The 18,606-nt window shown below is 60.8% G+C and carries 15 protein-coding genes and 1 tRNA gene; 2 read left to right on the top strand and 14 right to left on the bottom strand.

The genetic code is table 11. The annotated features are described in order from the left end of the window. Nucleotides 1-14: 14 nt before the first annotated feature. From NITLEN_RS00335 to NITLEN_RS00385, 11 genes are all read right to left on the bottom strand, one after another. Nucleotides 15-638 carry a polysaccharide biosynthesis/export family protein gene (locus tag NITLEN_RS00335; RefSeq protein ID WP_245924349.1) on the bottom strand — a complete coding sequence of 208 codons (624 nt, stop codon included), beginning with the start codon at nt 636-638 and terminating at the stop codon, nt 15-17. Further along, a complete protein-coding gene (locus NITLEN_RS00340) occupies nt 631-3,018 on the bottom strand; it encodes a tetratricopeptide repeat protein (protein WP_181416541.1) in 2,388 nt (795 codons plus the stop codon). The genes NITLEN_RS00335 and NITLEN_RS00340 overlap by 8 nt, the downstream gene beginning before the upstream one ends. A 30-nt stretch (nt 3,019-3,048) precedes the next feature. Beyond that, on the bottom strand, nt 3,049-4,674 hold the full coding sequence (locus NITLEN_RS00345; RefSeq protein WP_121987597.1) for a glycosyltransferase family 4 protein: 1,626 nt from the start codon (nt 4,672-4,674) through the stop codon (nt 3,049-3,051). Nucleotides 4,675-4,698: 24 nt separating this feature from the next. After that, nucleotides 4,699-6,339, bottom strand: a complete 1,641-nt coding sequence (gene xrtD, locus NITLEN_RS00350) for a VPLPA-CTERM-specific exosortase XrtD (RefSeq protein WP_121987598.1) — start codon at nt 6,337-6,339, stop codon at nt 4,699-4,701. Nucleotides 6,340-6,345: 6 nt separating this feature from the next. Then, nucleotides 6,346-7,146, bottom strand: coding sequence for a WecB/TagA/CpsF family glycosyltransferase (locus NITLEN_RS00355; RefSeq protein ID WP_121987599.1), 801 nt, complete (start codon nt 7,144-7,146; stop codon nt 6,346-6,348). 180 nt (nt 7,147-7,326) lie between these two features. Beyond that, nucleotides 7,327-8,490 (bottom strand): glycosyltransferase family 4 protein, encoded by a 1,164-nt coding sequence (locus NITLEN_RS00360; protein ID WP_121987600.1) that lies wholly within the window; start codon nt 8,488-8,490, stop codon nt 7,327-7,329. A 16-nt stretch (nt 8,491-8,506) separates the two neighbouring features. After that, complete coding sequence (locus tag NITLEN_RS00365) at nt 8,507-9,679, bottom strand: glycosyltransferase family 4 protein (RefSeq protein WP_121987601.1); 1,173 nt, start codon at nt 9,677-9,679, stop codon at nt 8,507-8,509. Continuing rightward, a complete protein-coding gene (locus NITLEN_RS00370) occupies nt 9,676-11,193 on the bottom strand; it encodes a lipopolysaccharide biosynthesis protein (protein WP_121987602.1) in 1,518 nt (505 codons plus the stop codon). The genes NITLEN_RS00365 and NITLEN_RS00370 overlap by 4 nt, the downstream gene beginning before the upstream one ends. Next, a complete protein-coding gene (locus NITLEN_RS00375) occupies nt 11,190-12,296 on the bottom strand; it encodes a glycosyltransferase family 4 protein (protein ID WP_121987603.1) in 1,107 nt (368 codons plus the stop codon). Before NITLEN_RS00375 ends, NITLEN_RS00370 begins: the two co-directional genes overlap by 4 nt. Before the next feature lie 23 nt (nt 12,297-12,319). Further along, nucleotides 12,320-13,360, bottom strand: a complete 1,041-nt coding sequence (locus NITLEN_RS00380; RefSeq protein ID WP_121987604.1) for a glycoside hydrolase family 10-like protein — start codon at nt 13,358-13,360, stop codon at nt 12,320-12,322. A 95-nt stretch (nt 13,361-13,455) separates the two neighbouring features. Beyond that, complete coding sequence (locus NITLEN_RS00385; protein ID WP_121987605.1) at nt 13,456-14,775, bottom strand: O-antigen ligase family protein; 1,320 nt, start codon at nt 14,773-14,775, stop codon at nt 13,456-13,458. A 449-nt stretch (nt 14,776-15,224) separates the two neighbouring features. Between NITLEN_RS00385 and NITLEN_RS00390 the strand changes: the two genes are divergently transcribed. Next, nucleotides 15,225-16,259, top strand: coding sequence for a fibronectin type III domain-containing protein (locus tag NITLEN_RS00390; protein WP_121987606.1), 1,035 nt, complete (start codon nt 15,225-15,227; stop codon nt 16,257-16,259). A 155-nt stretch (nt 16,260-16,414) separates the two neighbouring features. Here the strand turns inward: NITLEN_RS00390 and NITLEN_RS00395 are convergent, their stop codons facing one another. Then, nucleotides 16,415-17,062, bottom strand: a complete 648-nt coding sequence (locus tag NITLEN_RS00395) for a hypothetical protein (RefSeq protein WP_121987607.1) — start codon at nt 17,060-17,062, stop codon at nt 16,415-16,417. Between the two features lie 385 nt (nt 17,063-17,447). Between NITLEN_RS00395 and NITLEN_RS00400 the strand changes: the two genes are divergently transcribed. Continuing rightward, nucleotides 17,448-17,524: transfer RNA gene (locus NITLEN_RS00400), tRNA-Arg, on the top strand. 254 nt (nt 17,525-17,778) lie between these two features. Here the strand turns inward: NITLEN_RS00400 and NITLEN_RS00405 are convergent. Both NITLEN_RS00405 and NITLEN_RS18750 read right to left on the bottom strand, forming a co-directional pair. Beyond that, nucleotides 17,779-18,477 (bottom strand): pirin family protein, encoded by a 699-nt coding sequence (locus tag NITLEN_RS00405; protein WP_121987608.1) that lies wholly within the window; start codon nt 18,475-18,477, stop codon nt 17,779-17,781. Nucleotides 18,478-18,484: 7 nt separating this feature from the next. Next, nucleotides 18,485-18,601, bottom strand: coding sequence for an ester cyclase (locus NITLEN_RS18750; RefSeq protein WP_121987609.1), 117 nt, complete (start codon nt 18,599-18,601; stop codon nt 18,485-18,487). Between the last annotated feature and the right edge of the window lie 5 nt (nt 18,602-18,606).

The following is an 18,606-nucleotide window of genomic DNA, read 5'->3' on the forward strand; positions in this document are numbered from 1 at the left end:
TGGAGGGTGATCCCTCAAGGAACCATGACCACATCACCGCGCTGCAACAGCGCATTACGCTCCAAGTTCTTTCCCTGCTTCAGGTCCCCATAGGGAACGGGAATCGACCGTTGCTCCCCGTTGATCCGCCGGATGATGCGAATATCGTTTTCAGACGCAAACGGCGTCAGACCGCCGGCGAGGCTCAATGCCTGTAAGACATCCGTCGTGTGACCGATCATGAACTCGCCGGGCTTATTGACGCGGCCCAACACATAGATCCGATAGCTCAACACTTTGGTCGCCGCGACCGAGACATTCGGGTTGGGAATAAACTTCGCCAGCCGCTTGGCGATGTCCGCGCGCACCTCTTCAACCGTCCGCCCCGCCGCCTGCACTTCACCCACGAGGGGAAACGATACAAACCCGTCAGGCCTGACGACGACTTCTTTGGTCAGGTGTTCATCTCTCCAGACGGCAATCGCCAGCACGTCTTCCGCCCCCAGGAGATACTCGGCACCGGCCCCGGATACGGGTGTCGTCCCTGACATATTCGGAGACTCGACCGTGCCGCACCCGGCGCTCCAAAACAGCAGCCCTCCGAGCAACATCCGGAACAGCGCCCGCGCAATGAGTGACAACTGTGTCCTCTTATCCATCGATCTTTGCCAGCATAGATTTGGCCTCTTCAAACCAGGGATAGGACTGTTTAGATTCAAGCGCCTGACTCAACAGCTGCCGCGCCTCGGCCTTCTCACCCGACTGCACATAGGCCACCCCCAGGTGATAGCTGAGCACCGGATGGCTCGGCGCCTTGGCGAGCGCTTGTTTGAGCAGCCGGAGCGCATCCGGCTGATGCCCCAGCTTGAGATGCACCCACCCGAGCGTATCGAGGAGATAGGCATTCGAGGTCTGGGTTTCGAAATCCCGGCTCAACAGAAGCGCCCGCTGCAAACTGTCCGCATCCCCCTTCCGATCGACCAGAAGCGAGGCCAGATTGTTGGCGGCCAGCAGCGACTTCGGGTGGGATTTGAGCACCAGGTCGTACTGCGCCATCGCCTCGTCGATGAGGCCTCGCCCCTCCAGACTGGTCGCCAGCATCACCCGCAGCTGTTCATTATCCGGACTCGCCTCCAACGCCTTTTTGAGCGCCGCATCCCCGGCAGCCATATCCTGCTTGGCGTAGCGGAACTGCGCGAGATGCACCCAGGGGGTCGTCCACGACGGATTGATCTGCGTGGCCGCTTCGAACCGCGCCATGGCAGGCTCGGCCTCCCCCTTCATCAACAACATTTCACCGAGAAACCCCGCTGCAAACGGATGTTTCGGCTGTTCGGCGACCATCGTTTCGAGCCGGGCTTGCGTGTGTTGCAGGGCTCCGCGCTGGACCCCGAGACGGACCAGCGCGAGAAGCGGTTCAGCCGCGAGCGGCTGTTCTGTCAACGCCCGGTTGAACGCAGCCTCCGCTTGATCCCATTGCTGTTGCGCCGCGGCCATCTGGCCTTCCGCCAAATCGACCTTGGCGCGATCGGCTCCAGCGGAACGGAGACGGGTCAGCGTGTCCTGCGAACGGTCCCAATCCTTCTCCTGCATTTGAATCTGGAAGAGGAGGCCCAAGAACGTGAGGTTGCCCGGATCGCGGGCCAACAATGGGTCGAGCCGCTTCCGCGCCTCCTTCAACTGGCCGCCGGTGACGTCCAGTCCCACCAGCATCATCTGGGCCTCGGACAGGGCCGGCGACAGGGCGACGGCCTTCTCCAAGCTTTCACGCGCCAGCGCGAGGTCGCCGCTCAATAATTGCGCGCGCCCCAGCAGGACGTGCACTTCCGCCGCTTCAGCCGCATCCTTCAAGACCGATCGAAAATCCTGAGCCGCCGCCTTCCCGTTCCCGCGCTGCAACGCGATCTTCCCGCGCAGCAACAAGGCATCCGATGAAAGAGGATTGTCTTTGAGAATCTGCTCCAGCGCCTGCTCAGCTTTGTCCTGCCGTCCCGCTGCCAGTTCCAGGCCAGCCAGTTTCACTTGCGCATCCAAGCCTTCCGGTTTTCCCGAAAATTCTTTACGGATAGCCTCATAGACCGATTGCGCTTTTTCCGGCTGTTGCGTCCGCTCATAGAGCGTGCCCAGCGCAAACCGGATCTTCGCGGAACGGGGCAGATCTTCCTGGGCCTTCCGCAATTCGGTTTCCGCTTCGGCGGATCCACGCCGTTGCGCCAAATACTCCGCGAGGGCCAGGCGCCGGACATCGCTGTCCGGATCGAGCTGCGCCGCCTCGCGCATGACGGCCTCGGCCTGCGCATACTGTTGCTGTTGGTCGAAAATGGCGACGCGACGAAGCCGGTGATCGAGCACCTTCGGTTCGAGCGCAATGACACGCTGCAACGCTAGATCCGCCTCGGCCGGATTGCCGGCCCGCACGTAGACCAACACCAGCGCGCCTAGCAATTCGACGTTGTCGGGGTGCGCGTCCAATACCTGCCGAAGCACCGCCACCGCGTCCGCCGTCCGCTTGCGTGACGCGTACAACGAGGCCAGCAACTGCGCAGCATCGATATCGGCCGGCGCGGCCGCCCGCAGCTGTTCCGCCTGCGTCGTCGCCTCTTCCACTTGTCCACCCACGGCCACCGCAGCGATTTTGAGCGAGCGCGCTCCCACATGGTCGGGCTGCAGAGCCAGCACGCGATCCGCCGCCTGATCCACCCGCTCCAACGCCCGCGCTTCGAGAAAATACTTCCCCAGTTTGATCCAGGCGCGATCATGCGCGGGATTCAACTCCACCACCTGCTGATATCCCGTCACCGCATTGCGCCAGTTCTTTTCCTTTTCCTCCACCTGCGCATAGAGAAAGTAGGCCTCCGCATCTTTCGGATCGATCTTGAGGACATTCCGCAAGGCCACCCGGGCCTTGGGATAGTTCCCTTCTTGAAAATATTCTTGCGCGCGCAGCCGGTATTTCGCCTTGCGTTCTTCCGGACCGCCGCAGGCCACCAGGCTGACCGCCGTAATCGCCGTCACGACGCCCATCAGATATCGATTCATGACCATTCCCTCCTCACCTCTCCGTTCCCGTCATGCCCACCACACCCGAACCGCCAGACCGCCCAGCATCGCGGCCGTCAGCCACCCAAGCCGAGTCACCATGGCCTGGTGCATCTGGAGCAGGAGCTCAAACGCGAAAAACAACACGATCAGCGTCGCGGTCACCACGCTCAACTGGACGGCGCCGACCGTCAGGTCCGAGAGAAACGGCATCACCACCGCCAGAAAGACGATCAGATAATCCAACGGCGTCGTCTGGAATCGCGCATCGCCCATCCATCGAATCGTGAGGACCACGAGCACCGCCAGGGCGGCGCCCCCCAGCGTCAACGGCGACAGCCACTCGGCCGGCGACTGGCGTGACGACATCTGCGCGTAGTACACCGCGCAGGTGCTTCCGATATAGAGACCGACCCGCACGGCGAATGCCGTGCCGCGCGCAATCACCAGACTCCCCAACACAACAGCGGCGAGTCCGGCAGCGATCAGCCCAACTTCCGCGGGAATCTTTCCCGGCGTCGCCAGACAGGCGAGAAGATACAGGGGCACGAACAGCGTGAGCCCTTGCAGCGGCCATGCACGCATGGCGTCGGGAGCAACTCCGGCTGCCGGAGCCTCCCCGGACGGAACGGCTGCGGGGGTCGGACTCGCCGACCGCCAAGAAGACCAGACAAATACGGACAGCACCGCCGTCGCAAAGACCGCATAGACTCCCAGGAGCATCGCGTCGCTTTGCCAGCGCAGCACAACGGCGCACAAGACCGACAACCCCTGGGCCAGATAGATGACCGTCACAGCCTGCCGGTGAGACAGACCCATGGCCAAGAGTTTGTGATGCAGATGGTTGCGGTCTCCGACAAATGGCGACCGGCCTTGCCAGAGACGCTGCCCCATCACGCCGACGGTATCGAGCAGAGGAATGCCCCAGAGAAACAGCACCAGCAGCGGGCTGTAGGGCGCGCGGGCCGGATCGATCAATAAAATCGCGGCCACGGCGAGATAGTGCCCGAGAAACTGACTCCCGGCATCACCCATAAACACGCGAGCCGGATAGGTGTTGAACCGAAGAAATCCCAGAAGACTGCCCAGCACCGACACCATCAGCACCATCAGCATTTGGTCGTTCGCCTGGTAGGCCAGATACGTGATCCCGGTGAAACTGATCAACGACAATCCGCCGGCCAGCCCGTCGAGGCCGTCGGCAAGATTCACGGCGTTCGTCATCCCCACGATGATGACCATGGTGATTGTCGCCGCGGCCCAGAGCGGGAGCGCCTGATCGTCGACGAAGGGGATCGCGGTCACTCGCACACCGGCATAGGCCACGACAATCGCCGCCGCCAGAATCTGTCCGGCAAATTTCATCCGATGGTCGAGACCGACCCGGTCGTCCCATATACCGAACAGCAAAATCACCACGCCGCCCAGAAGGCTGGCAAGGATCATCCGGTCCTGTGGCGCCCACAGCAAGACCGCCGCGATCGTGCCGGCCCCCAGAGCAATCCCGCCCACCTTGGCGATCGGCTCCGCATGCATCCGGCGGTCGCGCGGCACATCGATGAACTGAAAGCGCCAGGCCGAGGCCGTCAGGGCCGGGATCAGCGCCATGCAGATCAACAGCGAACCGATGAAACTGAAGAATAATACGGTCGACATCACCACAGACTCATATGCCTTTTCTTAATCGGGCACATAGGCCGGCAGCAGCGGCTGGACGGCCGCCGCCATCTGTAGCACCCGCTGATCCGCCGCGCCTTCCGATTCGCCGGGCTGCACCGGAGCCACTAACCGGACCAGGGCTCCATCTGTCCGTTTCATCGTCAGAGCATCCACAAATAGGAAAAACTTTACTAAATACTCACTCGCCACCAATCGGTGCCGTTGCTTGAACCAATAGAGCACCACTTGTTTTTGCCCACCCTTCTGGATCAGAACTCGGTTCGCTCGAAATGGGATCCCAGCCTTCACGTCACCGGGCACAGCCACCTCATTGAGCGACGTAATTTCCCAGCCATCACCGGGAATACAGGCCTTCGGGGAATGCACGGCCCACCCTTTTTCCTGCGAGCGGTAATAGGCGGCATACACATTGATCGGGCCGCCGGCTCCTTGATAGTTGGCGAGCAAATAGTCGTCGAACCGCAGCACATCCACATACATGCGCTCCATCACGACCGATTCACCCTGCCGTCCGGCCAATTGCATGGGAAAATCGACAAACTTCTGGCGCGAGGGCGCCGTGTGGCCCTGTCCGTCAGCACGAAACGATATCGACATGGCCATCGTCACGGCCAGAAGTCCGATGCAGGCGACAGCCGGGCCGCTCATGAGACCTACGGCGTGACCGGAAGACACCGCCGCCGCCGGGCGTGCGCCAGGCCGATCACTATCCGGCGCCGATCCGTCGCCGATCTTCCCCAGCAACCACATTTCCGCACTGAGTATCGCCAGACTCAAGACGAAGAGAAGCCAGCCTTCAAACAGGTGCATGAACCCTTCGGCCGCGCCCTGACCGAATCGATCGACGAGGACCCCGATCAATCCGATCCGGAGACCGTTTAAAAGTACGGCGAGAGGAATCGCCGAGGCGACCAAGACGACCCGCTTCCATAAACGCTTTTGGAACAGATAGGCGCTCAGCAAAGTGAGCGCGATCAATGGAATGAGATACCGCAGGCCGCTACAGGCTTCGACCACTTGCAGCTGGATCGGGCCGAGGTCGATGACATTGCCCTCGCGGAAGGCCGTAACCCCGATCGCTTGCAACACGCCGATACCTAAAGAAGAGGACATGAGTTGGAGCGAAGACGAGACATTGGTTTGCAGCATCTGCGGCAAGGGGATCATGGTAAGGAGATACCCGAGGGGAAACGCCATCTCCCGCGTCGCGCGAGGACCGGTGACCGCTAACACTAATCCGACGATCACTAACCACAAGGAGAGTTGCTGCAACGAATACATCGTGGAGAAACCACCGAAGACATAGAGCGCAAGACCGAGCGCGGCAGGAAGGAGGCCCCACCAGGACGACGCAATACCGGCTGCCGCAATCCGTTCGCGCCGCCACCAAATGAGGGTGGCCGTGATGACGGGGACGAAGAATCCGTGGCTGTAGTTGTCGTCCTCCATCCACTGCGTCACCAAATACTTCAGACTCTCGGCATAGGCGACGCCGAACAGCACCAGGATGAGTGCCGCCGCGCCCCAGAGCAGGAGCGGCCGCTGGCGCGGTATTTCCCGGCCGGAGACATCGGACAGCGCCACCCCGCTAGTCTGCATGGCCGTCGCTCCGGACAATTCCATTTCGTGCCGCTGCCCCATCGCTCCTCAAGAAAAGTCTCGCCAGCCGGCCAGTTCCAACAGGACAAGCCCCACGAATTGCGTCCCTCCGATCATGACTCGCTTCCACAATCGGCGCGGCTCGCAGGCAAACCGCCAGAGCCACTCAAATCCCATGTCACCGACCCACTCGGGCGCGCGCTGCACAGTGCCAGCCAGAAACTTGAACGCGGCGCCGACGCCGAGCACCAACGGCACGTTCAGCCGATGGCGATGGGTATAGATCCACTGCTCTTGCTTGGGGAGCCCGAGTCCCACCCACAACACATCCGGCTTCGCGTCGTTGATCCGCTGGATCGCAGCCTCATCTTCTTCCTCCGTCATCGGGCGAAACGGCGGCGAATAGGCTCCTGCCACCGTGAGCCCTGGATACTGCTGCGTCAGATTGGCCGTCAGACGCTCAAGCGTCCGATCGGTATCGCCGTAAAAATAATGTCGGAATCCGAGGCCCTGGGTGCCGAAGAAGAAAGCCTTCATCAGGTCGGTGCCTGCAACGCGGGAGCGCACGGCTCCACCCTTCCACTGCGCCACCTTCACTAGCGAGATGCCGTCAGGAACAGTCAGATCCGCCTGCCGAACCATGCGCCGAAAGTCGGCCCGATTGTGCGCCTCGACGACCGCGTGCATGTCGGCCACCACGACCCAATGGGGGCGGAAGCGCTCATGCATGACCCAATGCGTCATCACCGACACGACGTCGGGAAGTTGAATCATATGCACGGGAAGTCCGAGAATCGGCACTTGGCAGAATCGACTCGCTTGCTCTTGCTCAACCGCCGCTGAAGCCATCCCTGACCTCCTTGTGTGACTCACAACGCCCGATCCATGGGTGAGCAAGTCTAGCGAGTCTGTCCCTTCGACAGGCCACGCCAACCTCAAGTTTGTGTTAACGGATCGTTAAACTGTGACAAGGCGGCGCACACGAATCTGAGCGAGTGAAGACCGGTCGGAAGACAGAAAGACTGTCGGCTAGCGGGGTTGAGAAGCGCTGATTGAGGGTCGCCGATGCGTCGACGCGTCGGTCAAAACATCTTGAAACAGGTGGAGCATCTGTTCGATGTGCCCATCTCTTGAAAAGACAGCCTGACAGCGGCGCCGGGCGGCCTTTCCGAGTCGGAGACATTCGTCCGGGCGTTCCATGAGCCAGAGCAATTGCCGGGCGAGATCGTCGGGATCGTTACACTGAACTTCGAGACCGCTGTCTCCATGCACCACCGTCTCCCGCAAACAGCCCTGATTCGTGAAGATGATAGGAAGTCCGGCGGCCATGGCTTCCAATACCACGAACGGCTGCCCCTCTCGCTGAATGCCGGGAAAGACGAAGAGATCGGCGGACCGCAACAGGCTCCGCTTCTCATCACCGGACACTTGTCCGGTGAAGGTGACATACCGCCCCAACCCGTGCTGCGCGATATATCGTTCAGCTTCTGCGCGATGGTCTTCGTGTGACCAGGGACCGGCCAATATGAATTCCACATCCTGGCGGGAACGCAGAACGGCGGGAATCGCGGCCAGCAGTACCAGCGTGCCTTTCATGCGATTCAGGGTGTTGAGGTGCAGAATACGCCATGGCTGAGAAGACACCGGCGGCGCCCGGTCGATCCACTCATCGACGCACTCCACACCGTTGGGAACGACGGCAATCCGGTCCGCAGGCAGCAGCCCGTCGAATTCTGATCGCAGCTGGTCTCCCAGGACAATCGCCTTCGTCACTCGCGCCAGCACCACTCGCGCGTAGCCTCGCATCGGAAGCGACCGGCTTCGATACCACGCCTGCAATGCGCCGCTGTGCAAATGGACGACCACGCGAGCCCCGAACAACCACGCCGGCCAGAGAAAGAAACTGTCCCGCAAAAACCCCACTGTCGTTTGAGAGAGGACGAGATAGACGACCTGCGGCCGGGTGCGCATCAGGAGACGAAGGAGCCGCGCCCATTGCCCAAGAAACAACCAGACATCCTGGAGATCCGGTTGATTCACATGGCCGATCCCCCGGCGGTCGGCAAGCTCCAGGTGGGTCACATCGTACGCCTCCATGAGCTTCGACTGTAGGAGCGTCTGCACGGCGACCGACACGCCATGAAACGGCGGCGGGGTCGGACCGATGATCAGCAGCTTCGGCTTGTCAGACATGTCGCCCTTAGTCCCCTCACGGATTTCCCTCCTGGCCTTCTACCATCGGAAGCCAATCGGATCGACCCATGAGGCTTCGCATGAACTCCACGATACGAGCGGCGGACGGCACCGCATCGAAGGCCCGCACATGTTCGTATCCGGCGCGGCCCATGCCGACGAGATCGCGGCGAGGAAGATCGAGCAGTTTGACGATGGTCTCCGCCGACGCGGCTGCGGCATGCGGATCAATCGACACCCCCGTCACTCCCTCCTTGATCAGATCGCGCGTGGCGGCGGCATGCACGGACGATACGACCGGCAGGCTTGCGGCCATGGCTTCGCTGAGTACCAGTCCGAACGCATCGTACAAGGTATGAAACACGAACAGATCCGCACAGGCGAGATACTGCGGGAGGTCTTCGGACTGCACGTACCCTTCAAAAAACACATGGGGAATGCGCTGTTCATCAACCATCCGTTCCAACGAAGCCCGTTCCGGCCCATCGCCGAGCATCACCAGACTGACGTCCGGACGAACCTGTGCAGTCCGGCGATAGATCTCCAGCATTTCCCGGCAGCCCTTCCGGGCAATGAGCTGGCCGATGGACAGCAGAACCACGCCGGGATAGCGGCTCCGGAAGGCCTGATAGCCGGAACTCCGCCTGACGGCGTCCGTTTGTTCATGAATCCTCGACACATCAAATGGCATGACCGCCCGCAAGACCCGGCGCGGCGGCGCCCCGTAATGCACAAACGCCTCGCGCGCTACCGAAGATTCCGCAATCGATCCGTGAGCCGACCCGATCACGAAATGCCTGATCCACCGCCGGAGGCGAGACGACTCGGCGCCATCCTGCAACGTCAGATGCGTCCAGGCCACATACTTCTTTCCAAACAGCCGGCAGTAGACGAACGCCGCCACATTCGCCGCGGCAAATCCTCCGCTCAGCACCACGTCTGGATTCAGCCGCCGCAGTGCCCGAATCACTCCATAATTGAGATGAATCGAGACATCGGCCCGGCGCGGTCGAAGGTGAAATCCAGGCAGCACCTGCACCTCGAACGGGATCGCCCCCAGCTCCCATTGACGATTTTCTTCCCGCTCAGCCATCAAGAGAACCGTCAGCCGGTCCACCTGCCCGGCCATCGCCGCAAACAGCGGGATACGATAGGGGGTCAGAATATTCGTGACGATTGCGAGCTTCATTTCGCCCCCCTATTCACGGCCTGGAACGCCCATCGCGCGCCGGTTCCGGCTACCGCCAGCCGTCTCCGGATTGCGTCAACGTCGATAATCCCGGCCGTGACCAACACCGCCAGATGCACCAGAACATAGCTGCCGAACAGCCATGGATCGTCGCTCAGCGGAAACATTCTGATGCCGATCACGTACATACAGGAGGGTGCGAACAACGCCGCCCATTGCCGACCACTGAGCACCCGAATCTCCGGGAACAGGAATCGAAACATGAAGAGGTTAGAGAGAGAGAAGAGCCCATAGCCTGCCGCCAGCGACCAGGCAGCTGCTTGAGGCTGGCCGGGGGCCAGCAGCCAGAACACGCCGCCCTGGACGAGCAAGACTGCGACCTGGACGGCGGCGCTATACCACGACCGCCCGGATCCTTCGATTGTTTTATAGAGCGCCTCCGTCGCGTAGTACACGGCGAACCCGGCACACATCACCGGAAGCACCAACCCGGAAGCAAGGTCGCTCCTGCCCAACCAGCGCTGCATCACCGGCTCGGCGAATAATGCGACTCCGATCGCGCCGGGCAACAACGCCCCGAGGGTCCAGCCGATCAGCGGACGCAGCAGGTCGGCGAGATCCTGATGCCGTCCCGCCAGCAAAGCTGCCGCGCCGAAAAGACCGAGGAGCGGCATCGTCACAACCGACATCAGTTGCGTACATATCTTGTACGCAATATCGAAGCTCGCCACTGATGCCAAGTCGGAGGATCGCGCGATCAGGACTTTGTACATCGGCTCGCGCAGCGCGATACAGATTGCGGCGACCTGTATGCCCAGACCGAATCCCGCCATGGAACGCACAGACTCGTTGAACAATCCGTACCAGCGGAGGGTGATATGCGGAAACCGTCGTCGGACCGTCCAGAAGAACGCTCCAAAAATAAACACATTCCCACAGAGGCCAGCCCATCCAAGCCCGTACACCGTCGGATCGACAGCGAGCGCAATCAGCGTCGTGGCGAAATGCACGCCCAACCACGCCAAAAAAATCAGTTGGGATCGGAAGAGCTCCTGATACCCTTCGACGACCGCCTGATACGGCAACGCAAGGAGGCGCCAGACCAATCCGGCGATCGTCACCCACAAGACGAAGACGGCGGCCTCCTGGAGAGACGCCGGGACGTTGAGCAGGGCCGGAAACGCCGTCGCCCCCCATGCCGCCGTTCCCATCACCAGCAACAACGCGATGGCAACATAGCCCCAGAGCGTGACGGAGAAGCACCGCCGAACCTCGTCCGGCTGCTCACGATGCGTCGCGACGTGATAGACCAGGCTATCTTTGAGACCGAAATCTGTCATGTTCATCAAACTGATGACCAGCGTGCTGAACGTCCAGATGCCGAACTGTTCCGGACCCAAGGCATGCAGTACCGCCGGCGTGAGCACCAGATAGACCGGGATCGCCAGGGCGACCCGCAACAGGCCCGCCATCGATCCATGAAATAACTGCTGCTGGAGGGCCGATACATTCATTGAAGTCTAGGTTCGAGGTCGCAGGCAACCGGCTGCATGAGGTTCAGATAGCCGGTCATGAACCGGCCCGTCGCAAACTCCCGTTGCGCATGCAGCCGCGCGCGCGCACCCATACCGCGTGCATCGGCTGGCCGGTCGATCAGCCATTGCAGCCGTGCGGCAAGATCCACGGCGTTGCCCGGCTCATATAATAATCCGCACTCTCCGTCGACGATCAATTCGGGATGGGAGCCGGCCTCGGCGATCACGACCGGAAGCCCCGCGAGCATCGCCTCGACGACCGCGATGCCGAATCCTTCGTCGACGCAGGGATTGACATAGAGATCCATCACTCCAAGCAAATCCCCAGGATCCCGATACCCGGCGAATCGCACCAGCGCCTCCAGATGCCGCGTTCGCACGAGCGCCTCCAGCCGTGCGCGCTCAGGCCCGTCGCCGACCAGCACCAATTTGACGTGAGGGTTGGATCGTCTCAGGAGGTCGATCGCCAGAATCAACGACGACTGATCGCGCTCCGGAATCAGCCCGCCGATATGTCCGATGACCAGATCGGTCTCGCTGAGGCCGAGTTCTGTTCGAATCGCGTGCGCAGGCGTGGTTGCCAGGCGTTCTACCACAGGGTCATGGAGATGGCAGAGCCGGCCGGCAATGCCGGGATAGGCCGCTTGAATCGTGCGCAGTGTATAGAGTGAATTACAAATGACCCGGTCGACCCGGGGCATGATAGCCTGGGCCGCAAGCCGCCCGATGCCCTGGCGATAGTGCGCGCTGCTGTGTTCATGATGAATGAGCGGAAGGCCGTGCCGTTTGGCCGCGAGATAGCCCGTAATCAATCCGCGGGTATGATGCGAACACACCACATCCGGCCGCTCCTCTTCGATGGCCCGGTCGAGCGCCCGGACAATGCGCACCGGCGAAACCGAGCCGACTTGACGGACAGGCGAACCCAATCGACTGACGACCTCGTCCAACGCCGCCGGCTGAAACACGATGAAGACCAACCGGCCCCGCTCCGGGTCAACCGCTTCCGCAAGACGGAGCAGCTTGACCGGCACACCGCCGAAGGGCGTCATGACTTCCACTATGTGCAGCATCGTCAGCATCTCGACTCCCCTTCGCCACGGGCTCAGCGGATTGGGACATCCCTCGGCGCGCCCAGATCATCGGCCGGCCTGCGCCGATCGAATAACTTCAAGGCCTCGACCTGCTCGTCGGACAGTTGATTGTAGAGATACAACGCCACACCGGATTGAGGCCAACGGGACGCAATCCCATGGAAGGTGTCTAGGAGCCATCGTCCGGACCGCGGCAACGCGCCGTCTTGAACGAGATCGTAGTTGCCGGCAATAATCGTCAACCGGTCCGGATTCTTGAGGCGCGACCGGACCGCCTCCGTGCCGGGACCGTTGATGGATTTGTCGTAGTCCATGCGGAACAGGACGTCGATATACCCGCGATTCACCCACTCCACACTGTTCTGTCCGTTGAGATAATCCGTCAGATCCGGATAGGCATCGGCGCTGATGAGCACGCGCGGCTTGACGGCCCGCACCGCCTCGCCGATCTTCCGAACCAGGCCGGTGACGGCCGATTCTTGATATTCGATCAGCGATGGAACCATTCGAGGCGCCACTCGAAACAATAGCGCGTCCTTTTCGAGATCCCGCTGATACCGGGCGTGATATTCGTCCCCACATGTCGCCGTACGACACATGCCCATGGCACGGATATAGTCGAGGTTGACGCCGTCGACATCGTAGTTGTTCACGACCTCGACGATCAGATCTGTGATCCACGCGCGGAACCGGGGATTATGAATATCGAAGATGCCGAGCTTGCCACCCTCCAGCACCCCCTGCAGCGCAAACTCCGGGAACAGGTCGGACCGGCGGAGGACGACGGTGAACCACGGATGCACTTCGATCCCCAGTGCATGCGCTTTCTCGATCACATAGCGAAGCGGATCGAAGCCCGTCGCCGCCTGCGCCGTCAGCGCGCGATCCCATGGAGCCAATCGGGAGGGCCACGTCGTGCCTGCGCCATACCACACGACCGGAATATACACATTGAATCCGGCCTCTTTGATGCGACTCAAGGTGCGATCGGCGGCTTCGCGGGTCGTCCAGAATTGAAACGTTTCATCCAGGATCGCGCGCTTTCCGGCCATTGGGGCCACGACGCTCCCTTGTGAAGGTTGCGCGCCTGCACTCAACGGACCCGCTGCGATCACACACCCGATGGCGCATGCGAGGAGTAACCTGGTCACCGCCACGCCTCTCTCGACTGCACCAGCGGAAAGCGTCTGGGCTCCGGAGTCGCTGGCGAAGAGACCCGCTCCGTCTCCACTTCCAGTGGGGTCTCTCTGTTGAGAGAGTCTGCTTGTACTGGCGAAGAGACTGGCGATGCCAGGGAAGGAAGCGTGAGCGCTAGCACCGTGACATACCAAAACCACACTCCGTGCAGCACCGCCGCGCCAAAGATCACGGTTTCGCCGAGGTTGGCGATGGCCAGAAACAGGAGGCAATAGAACTCAGCGGCATATTGTTTCGCGCCGTCGTACCGGAGAAAACACAGCAGCGCAGAGACAATCACCGCCACATACAACGCCGCGCCAATTCCTCCTGAGTCCAAGAGGGCCTGTACGTATCCATTGTGAAGAGTGACCGCGCCCTGGGACGGTGAGTTGGACGATGCGCTCCCCGTCCCCCTCCATCCGCTTTCACTGAGCACCACCCCGCCGGCCGTGAACCCGTAGCCCAGCCATGGATGCTCCCAGTACCGTTCAAGCGCCTGAGTCCACATCGCAGTACGGCCCGAGAGATTTTCAAGCGAACCCTGCCTGAATATCTTGGCCCGCTGCTCCGACGTCACCTGCGTGCCGACGACGATCCCCAGGCAGAGGACCGCCACAATCAGCGCGGCAACCATCGGCACGAATGTCCGGCTCCAGCGCACATACCGAATTCCCATCGCACCCATACTGACGACGGCCGCGACCCAGAAGGTTCGCGAGCCGGTCAGAAAGAGACAGGGAAGACTTGCTGCGATGCCGACCGCTCGTATGCTCCAATGCCACGGGACAAACAGGCAGAGTCCGAGCAGGAGTCCGGAGGCGGCGCCCATCATCGCCGGCTTGCTAAACACGCCCCGAAAGCGAGGCCCTTCGAACGTCTGTTCAAACGTAAAAGCCGGATACCACACCCGCAACAACAGGCTGACAAGACACACCACGGTCAGGGCAATGAGCATGGTCCGGGCCACTAAGAGGGGTTGCCGAACATCCAGTTTTGCCGCATCCAGAAAGGCCAATGCGAACAGAAGAATCGCGGCCAACGCCAGCACTTGCAAGGAGACAAACCACGGACTCGCGACTTGGGGAATGGCAAATACCAAGGCGGCGAAATACAGCCCCAGCACCAGATGCCACCGGTTGAAGATACGGCCGCCGGATAAAGCAAGCCATCCTCCGCCGACAACTAACGCCGTCCCTTCGGACAAGGCGCGGAGCACGAATCGGTCTCCAAGCGGCGTGGCATCCTTTGCCAACAGAGCCACAATCAGTAGCGCAAACGCGATGAGCATGGAACCTATCCCTTCACCGGCCCCACCAGACAAGCCACCGGCAAGACCAGTCGAGGGGGCGTCCCCTCAGAACCCTACTCCTTCGCTGTTACAAATTCGTTAAGCCCTGCTTACCGACAGTCGAAATCTCCCTCACCCTGATGAACGATCACCTCTAGGGTCGGTACGGAACAGGATACGCCAAGACCAGCATGGAACCCGTATCGTTCGAAAAGCCTGGGCGGGATGCGGAATTAAAAACACCCGGCTTGAGAAGCAAATGGCTGAGGAAGACACCTTGCGGCATCCAGATAGGATGACGATACGCATTCAGAACGGCCTCACTCGGCAAGTCCCAGGACAATTCCTCTGCGTCATTTTTAACCAACTGTTTACAGACCCTCGCAGCTCGTTGTGATAGACAGAAGCCTCATAGAGCGACGGCTTTACCCATGGATACTGGTGAACACATGCATACTGGCCCCTCCGTGACAGTGCGGCTCAGCATTCTCCTCTGCACCCTGCTCTCGTGCTCCGTGACTTCCGTCGAGCAGGCCGATGCCGTCGGCCCGGTGGCCTATCGGGACTGCTCGCTATCGTGGAATCCAAATGCCGAATCCGATCTGGCCGGCTACCGTCTGTATCTGGGACGCAGCGCAAACCGCCTCGACCGGATGATGGACATTGGCCTACGCACCAGCATCCGATGCTCGGATGTCGGCGCGGCGGCCAACGGGCAATGGTTCGGCACGGTGACCGCCTACGATCACAACGGAAACGAAAGCGCGCCGGCGCAAGCGGTCCCGTTTGAGATCGCCGGATGGCCGGACCCGGCGCTTTCGACGGAGATTCTTGAACCGTCGTCGACGCGGTTTGTGAATACACCACTGGGAGCGCTCCTCGTCTGGGACGATCTCAATGCGCCGCTGGTGTCTCACCGAGTTGAAATAGCCAGCTCGCTGACTCCAACGTGGACCACTGCCATCGTGCAACCTCCTGGAGTCCCGACGTTTTCCTATTTTCAGATGACCGACGCAGAATGGGTCTGTTACCGGGTCCGGGGGGAACGAGGAGCGCTCGTCTCTGATTGGGCGAAGGCCGGCGGGCCGGACGACAAGCAATTCTGCGCACAACCGACGCCGCTCACAACCATTGAGCAGCCGATCCTTGCGCCGACGATCCTAGACGAACCGGAATCGGCTCGACTGACCGCATTCCATCACGGCTTCACCCTCTCGTGGGGACATCCCGATGCTCTTACTGGTCCCTCTTATAGGATTGAAGTCAGCGGGTCGCTCGATCTTCGCTGGACACCTCTGGCGTTGTTACCGCCCGGCGCCAATGAATTCCGTTACTATCGCGCACTCGATGCCGAATGGGTGTGCCTCAGAGTCAGGGCGGAAGTAGGGCGTGCCGTCTCTCTGTGGGCTGTGGCGGGGGGCCCGAATGATCGACAAATCTGCTTCAAGCCGTATTCTCCCATCCCCGCCATTCCCAGCCGATAAGCCATCTGCGTGGCCACTCCGAACGGGCCGGGAGGAGCGCTTTCCGCTCCTCCCGATAGTGGACAGCGGTACGTCTATTCGACCAAACCACGACTAGCAGACTCACGCATCACATCTTCCGAGAACGCCGCTGCCGGACTTTTTTCATCGCCAGGCTAGGCCGCCAGCTCACGGCGTTTCTTCCAGGCGAATCCGCCGACGCCCATCGCCCCGCTGGCAAACAACAGGAACGCAGCAGGAACCGGCACTGGCGCCGGGGTTAATCCGACCGCCTTGCCTTGCAGGAAGAACGTGGCATTCCGGTCGTGCTCACCCTTGCGGGACCACTCGTGCTCGCCCTTGAATCCACCACGCTCAAACGCATGCGTCCAAGACAGGCTGAATTCCGAGGTCTCCTGATTGAATAAACCCTTGGCAAGACCGCCGATGTTCCAGGCATGCACCTCGCTCCCGCGCGACCAGCCAAAGAACAATGATGAGAGATCAACGCTCAGTGACGCCCCAGTGATCGTGGCGGAGGGCGCCGGAGCGCCGGTCATACCGCTGGTAAAGAGCGAATACGTAGTGCATTGCTTGTTGATCGGATCCACGATCTCCGTCATCGACTGAAACGAGCCTAGCTTAATGATCCCGTCACGGTCGAACAGCCGATCGAGCGTACGGCCATGCTCGCCGCCCCAATTCACAGCGCCCGAGGTAAATTCCAATTGACCGATCGAGATTGCATGGGCACGCCCCTCCAGTCCCACGAGCGACATCATCACCGTTGCGGCCACCGCTGCCAGTACAAGTAAACCCTTCATCGCGAACTCCTTTTGTTGTGAGACAAACTCCGTGAGTTCGCCCCGGTGTAAATGTGAAGACAACCCGATACGCGTCAATTAGTTCGTCATACGTCCCCTTTGGGAACGAGCCTCGAACAGAAGCATCCCCGCAAACCCATTGTAGAAGCCAATAGTGAGACTTGCGTAAACTTTGGATCTTGACTCGATTAACTTTTCGTCAAGATTTTGGCCCACGCGCCCTCCGCCCCATCACAGGCCGACGACACATGGAGGGGATACGCCTTCCCCGTCGCGGCTTCAGATGCAGAGGGGCAGGGTGGCTGTCGCGACTTTGGTACGGCGAGCCGCATTCGGCGCTTGAGGCGCCCAATGCAGTGGTGTAAGGTATTGACACGTATTGAATGCCCCCGTAGCTCAGTTGGATAGAGCAGCGGTTTCCTAAACCGAAGGTCGTACGTTCAATTCGTATCGGGGGCACCATAGAGTCCGCACACCCTCGCGAGCGCGACGGTTCCATTGTGGCCCTCCTGCCGATCGCGCGAGCCGATCCTCATACTGCGGTCCTCCATTCCGTCAAAGACGTCGTGGCTTGCTCGACAGTATGGTTGGGGAGCAGATCGTGATAGCCGCAGATGCGGGAAACACTGTCGCCGAATGCGGAACGAGGTTGAGCACGCAAGGCATATTTGAGCAGGATCTTCACCGCCGATGCGTTTTTGACGACGCGCGACTCGTCAGGGCAAGTCGATCAACAGTATCTCCGCACCGGTGTCTGCCTCGATTGAAAGCATTTTCTCCAACGTGATTGCGGCGCCATCGCCTTCGCGCATTTCGGTTCCGTTGAGACCGATGATCCCCGCAACGATCTGGACCCAATAGCCGCGGCCCGGGTCAAGCTCGCGCTCAAGAACAACGCCCTCGTCAAGCCGCACCATCTCCATCGACGCATTTTGCCGCAGCGTTAACGACCCGTCTTGCCCGTCGCTGCTCACGATGGTAATCCAGCGGTTGCGCGTCTCGTCAGAGGCGAAGGATTTCTGCGCATAGGACGGCGCGCCGCCCGTCTCGGCGGGAATGATCCATATCTGGAGCACGTGGGTCGGCTCGATGGGGCTTGGATTGCGTTCGCTATGGCGAATGCCCGTGCCGGCGCTCATGCACTGCACCTCGCCCGCACGGATCACCGCGGTGTTGCCAAGGTCGTCACGATGCTCGACCGCGCCTTTCAGGACGATGGTCACGATCTCCATATCGTGATGGGCATGTTCGGCCAGGCCCGCGCCGGGGACGATGCGGTCCTCGTTGAGCACCCTGAGGTCGCGAAATCCCATATGCTTGGGATCATGATAGTCGGCGAACGAAAAGCTGTGCTGGGCATCGATTGGCCCGCTCTGGTGCCGACCGCGCGCGCCGCGATCCCTGAAACGGATCATAGTCCCATCACTCCTGGAGTTGCCGCATCAGCGTCGCGAAATCTGCGACATCCCAATGCTCGGCGAGACGCCCGTCTTCAATCCGGTAAAGCTGAAAAGCCGGCGATGTAAAGCCTGAGCGCATCTAGT

The sequence above is a fragment of the Nitrospira lenta genome, assembly GCF_900403705.1.
Classification (GTDB): Bacteria; Nitrospirota; Nitrospiria; order Nitrospirales; family Nitrospiraceae; genus Nitrospira_D; species Nitrospira_D lenta.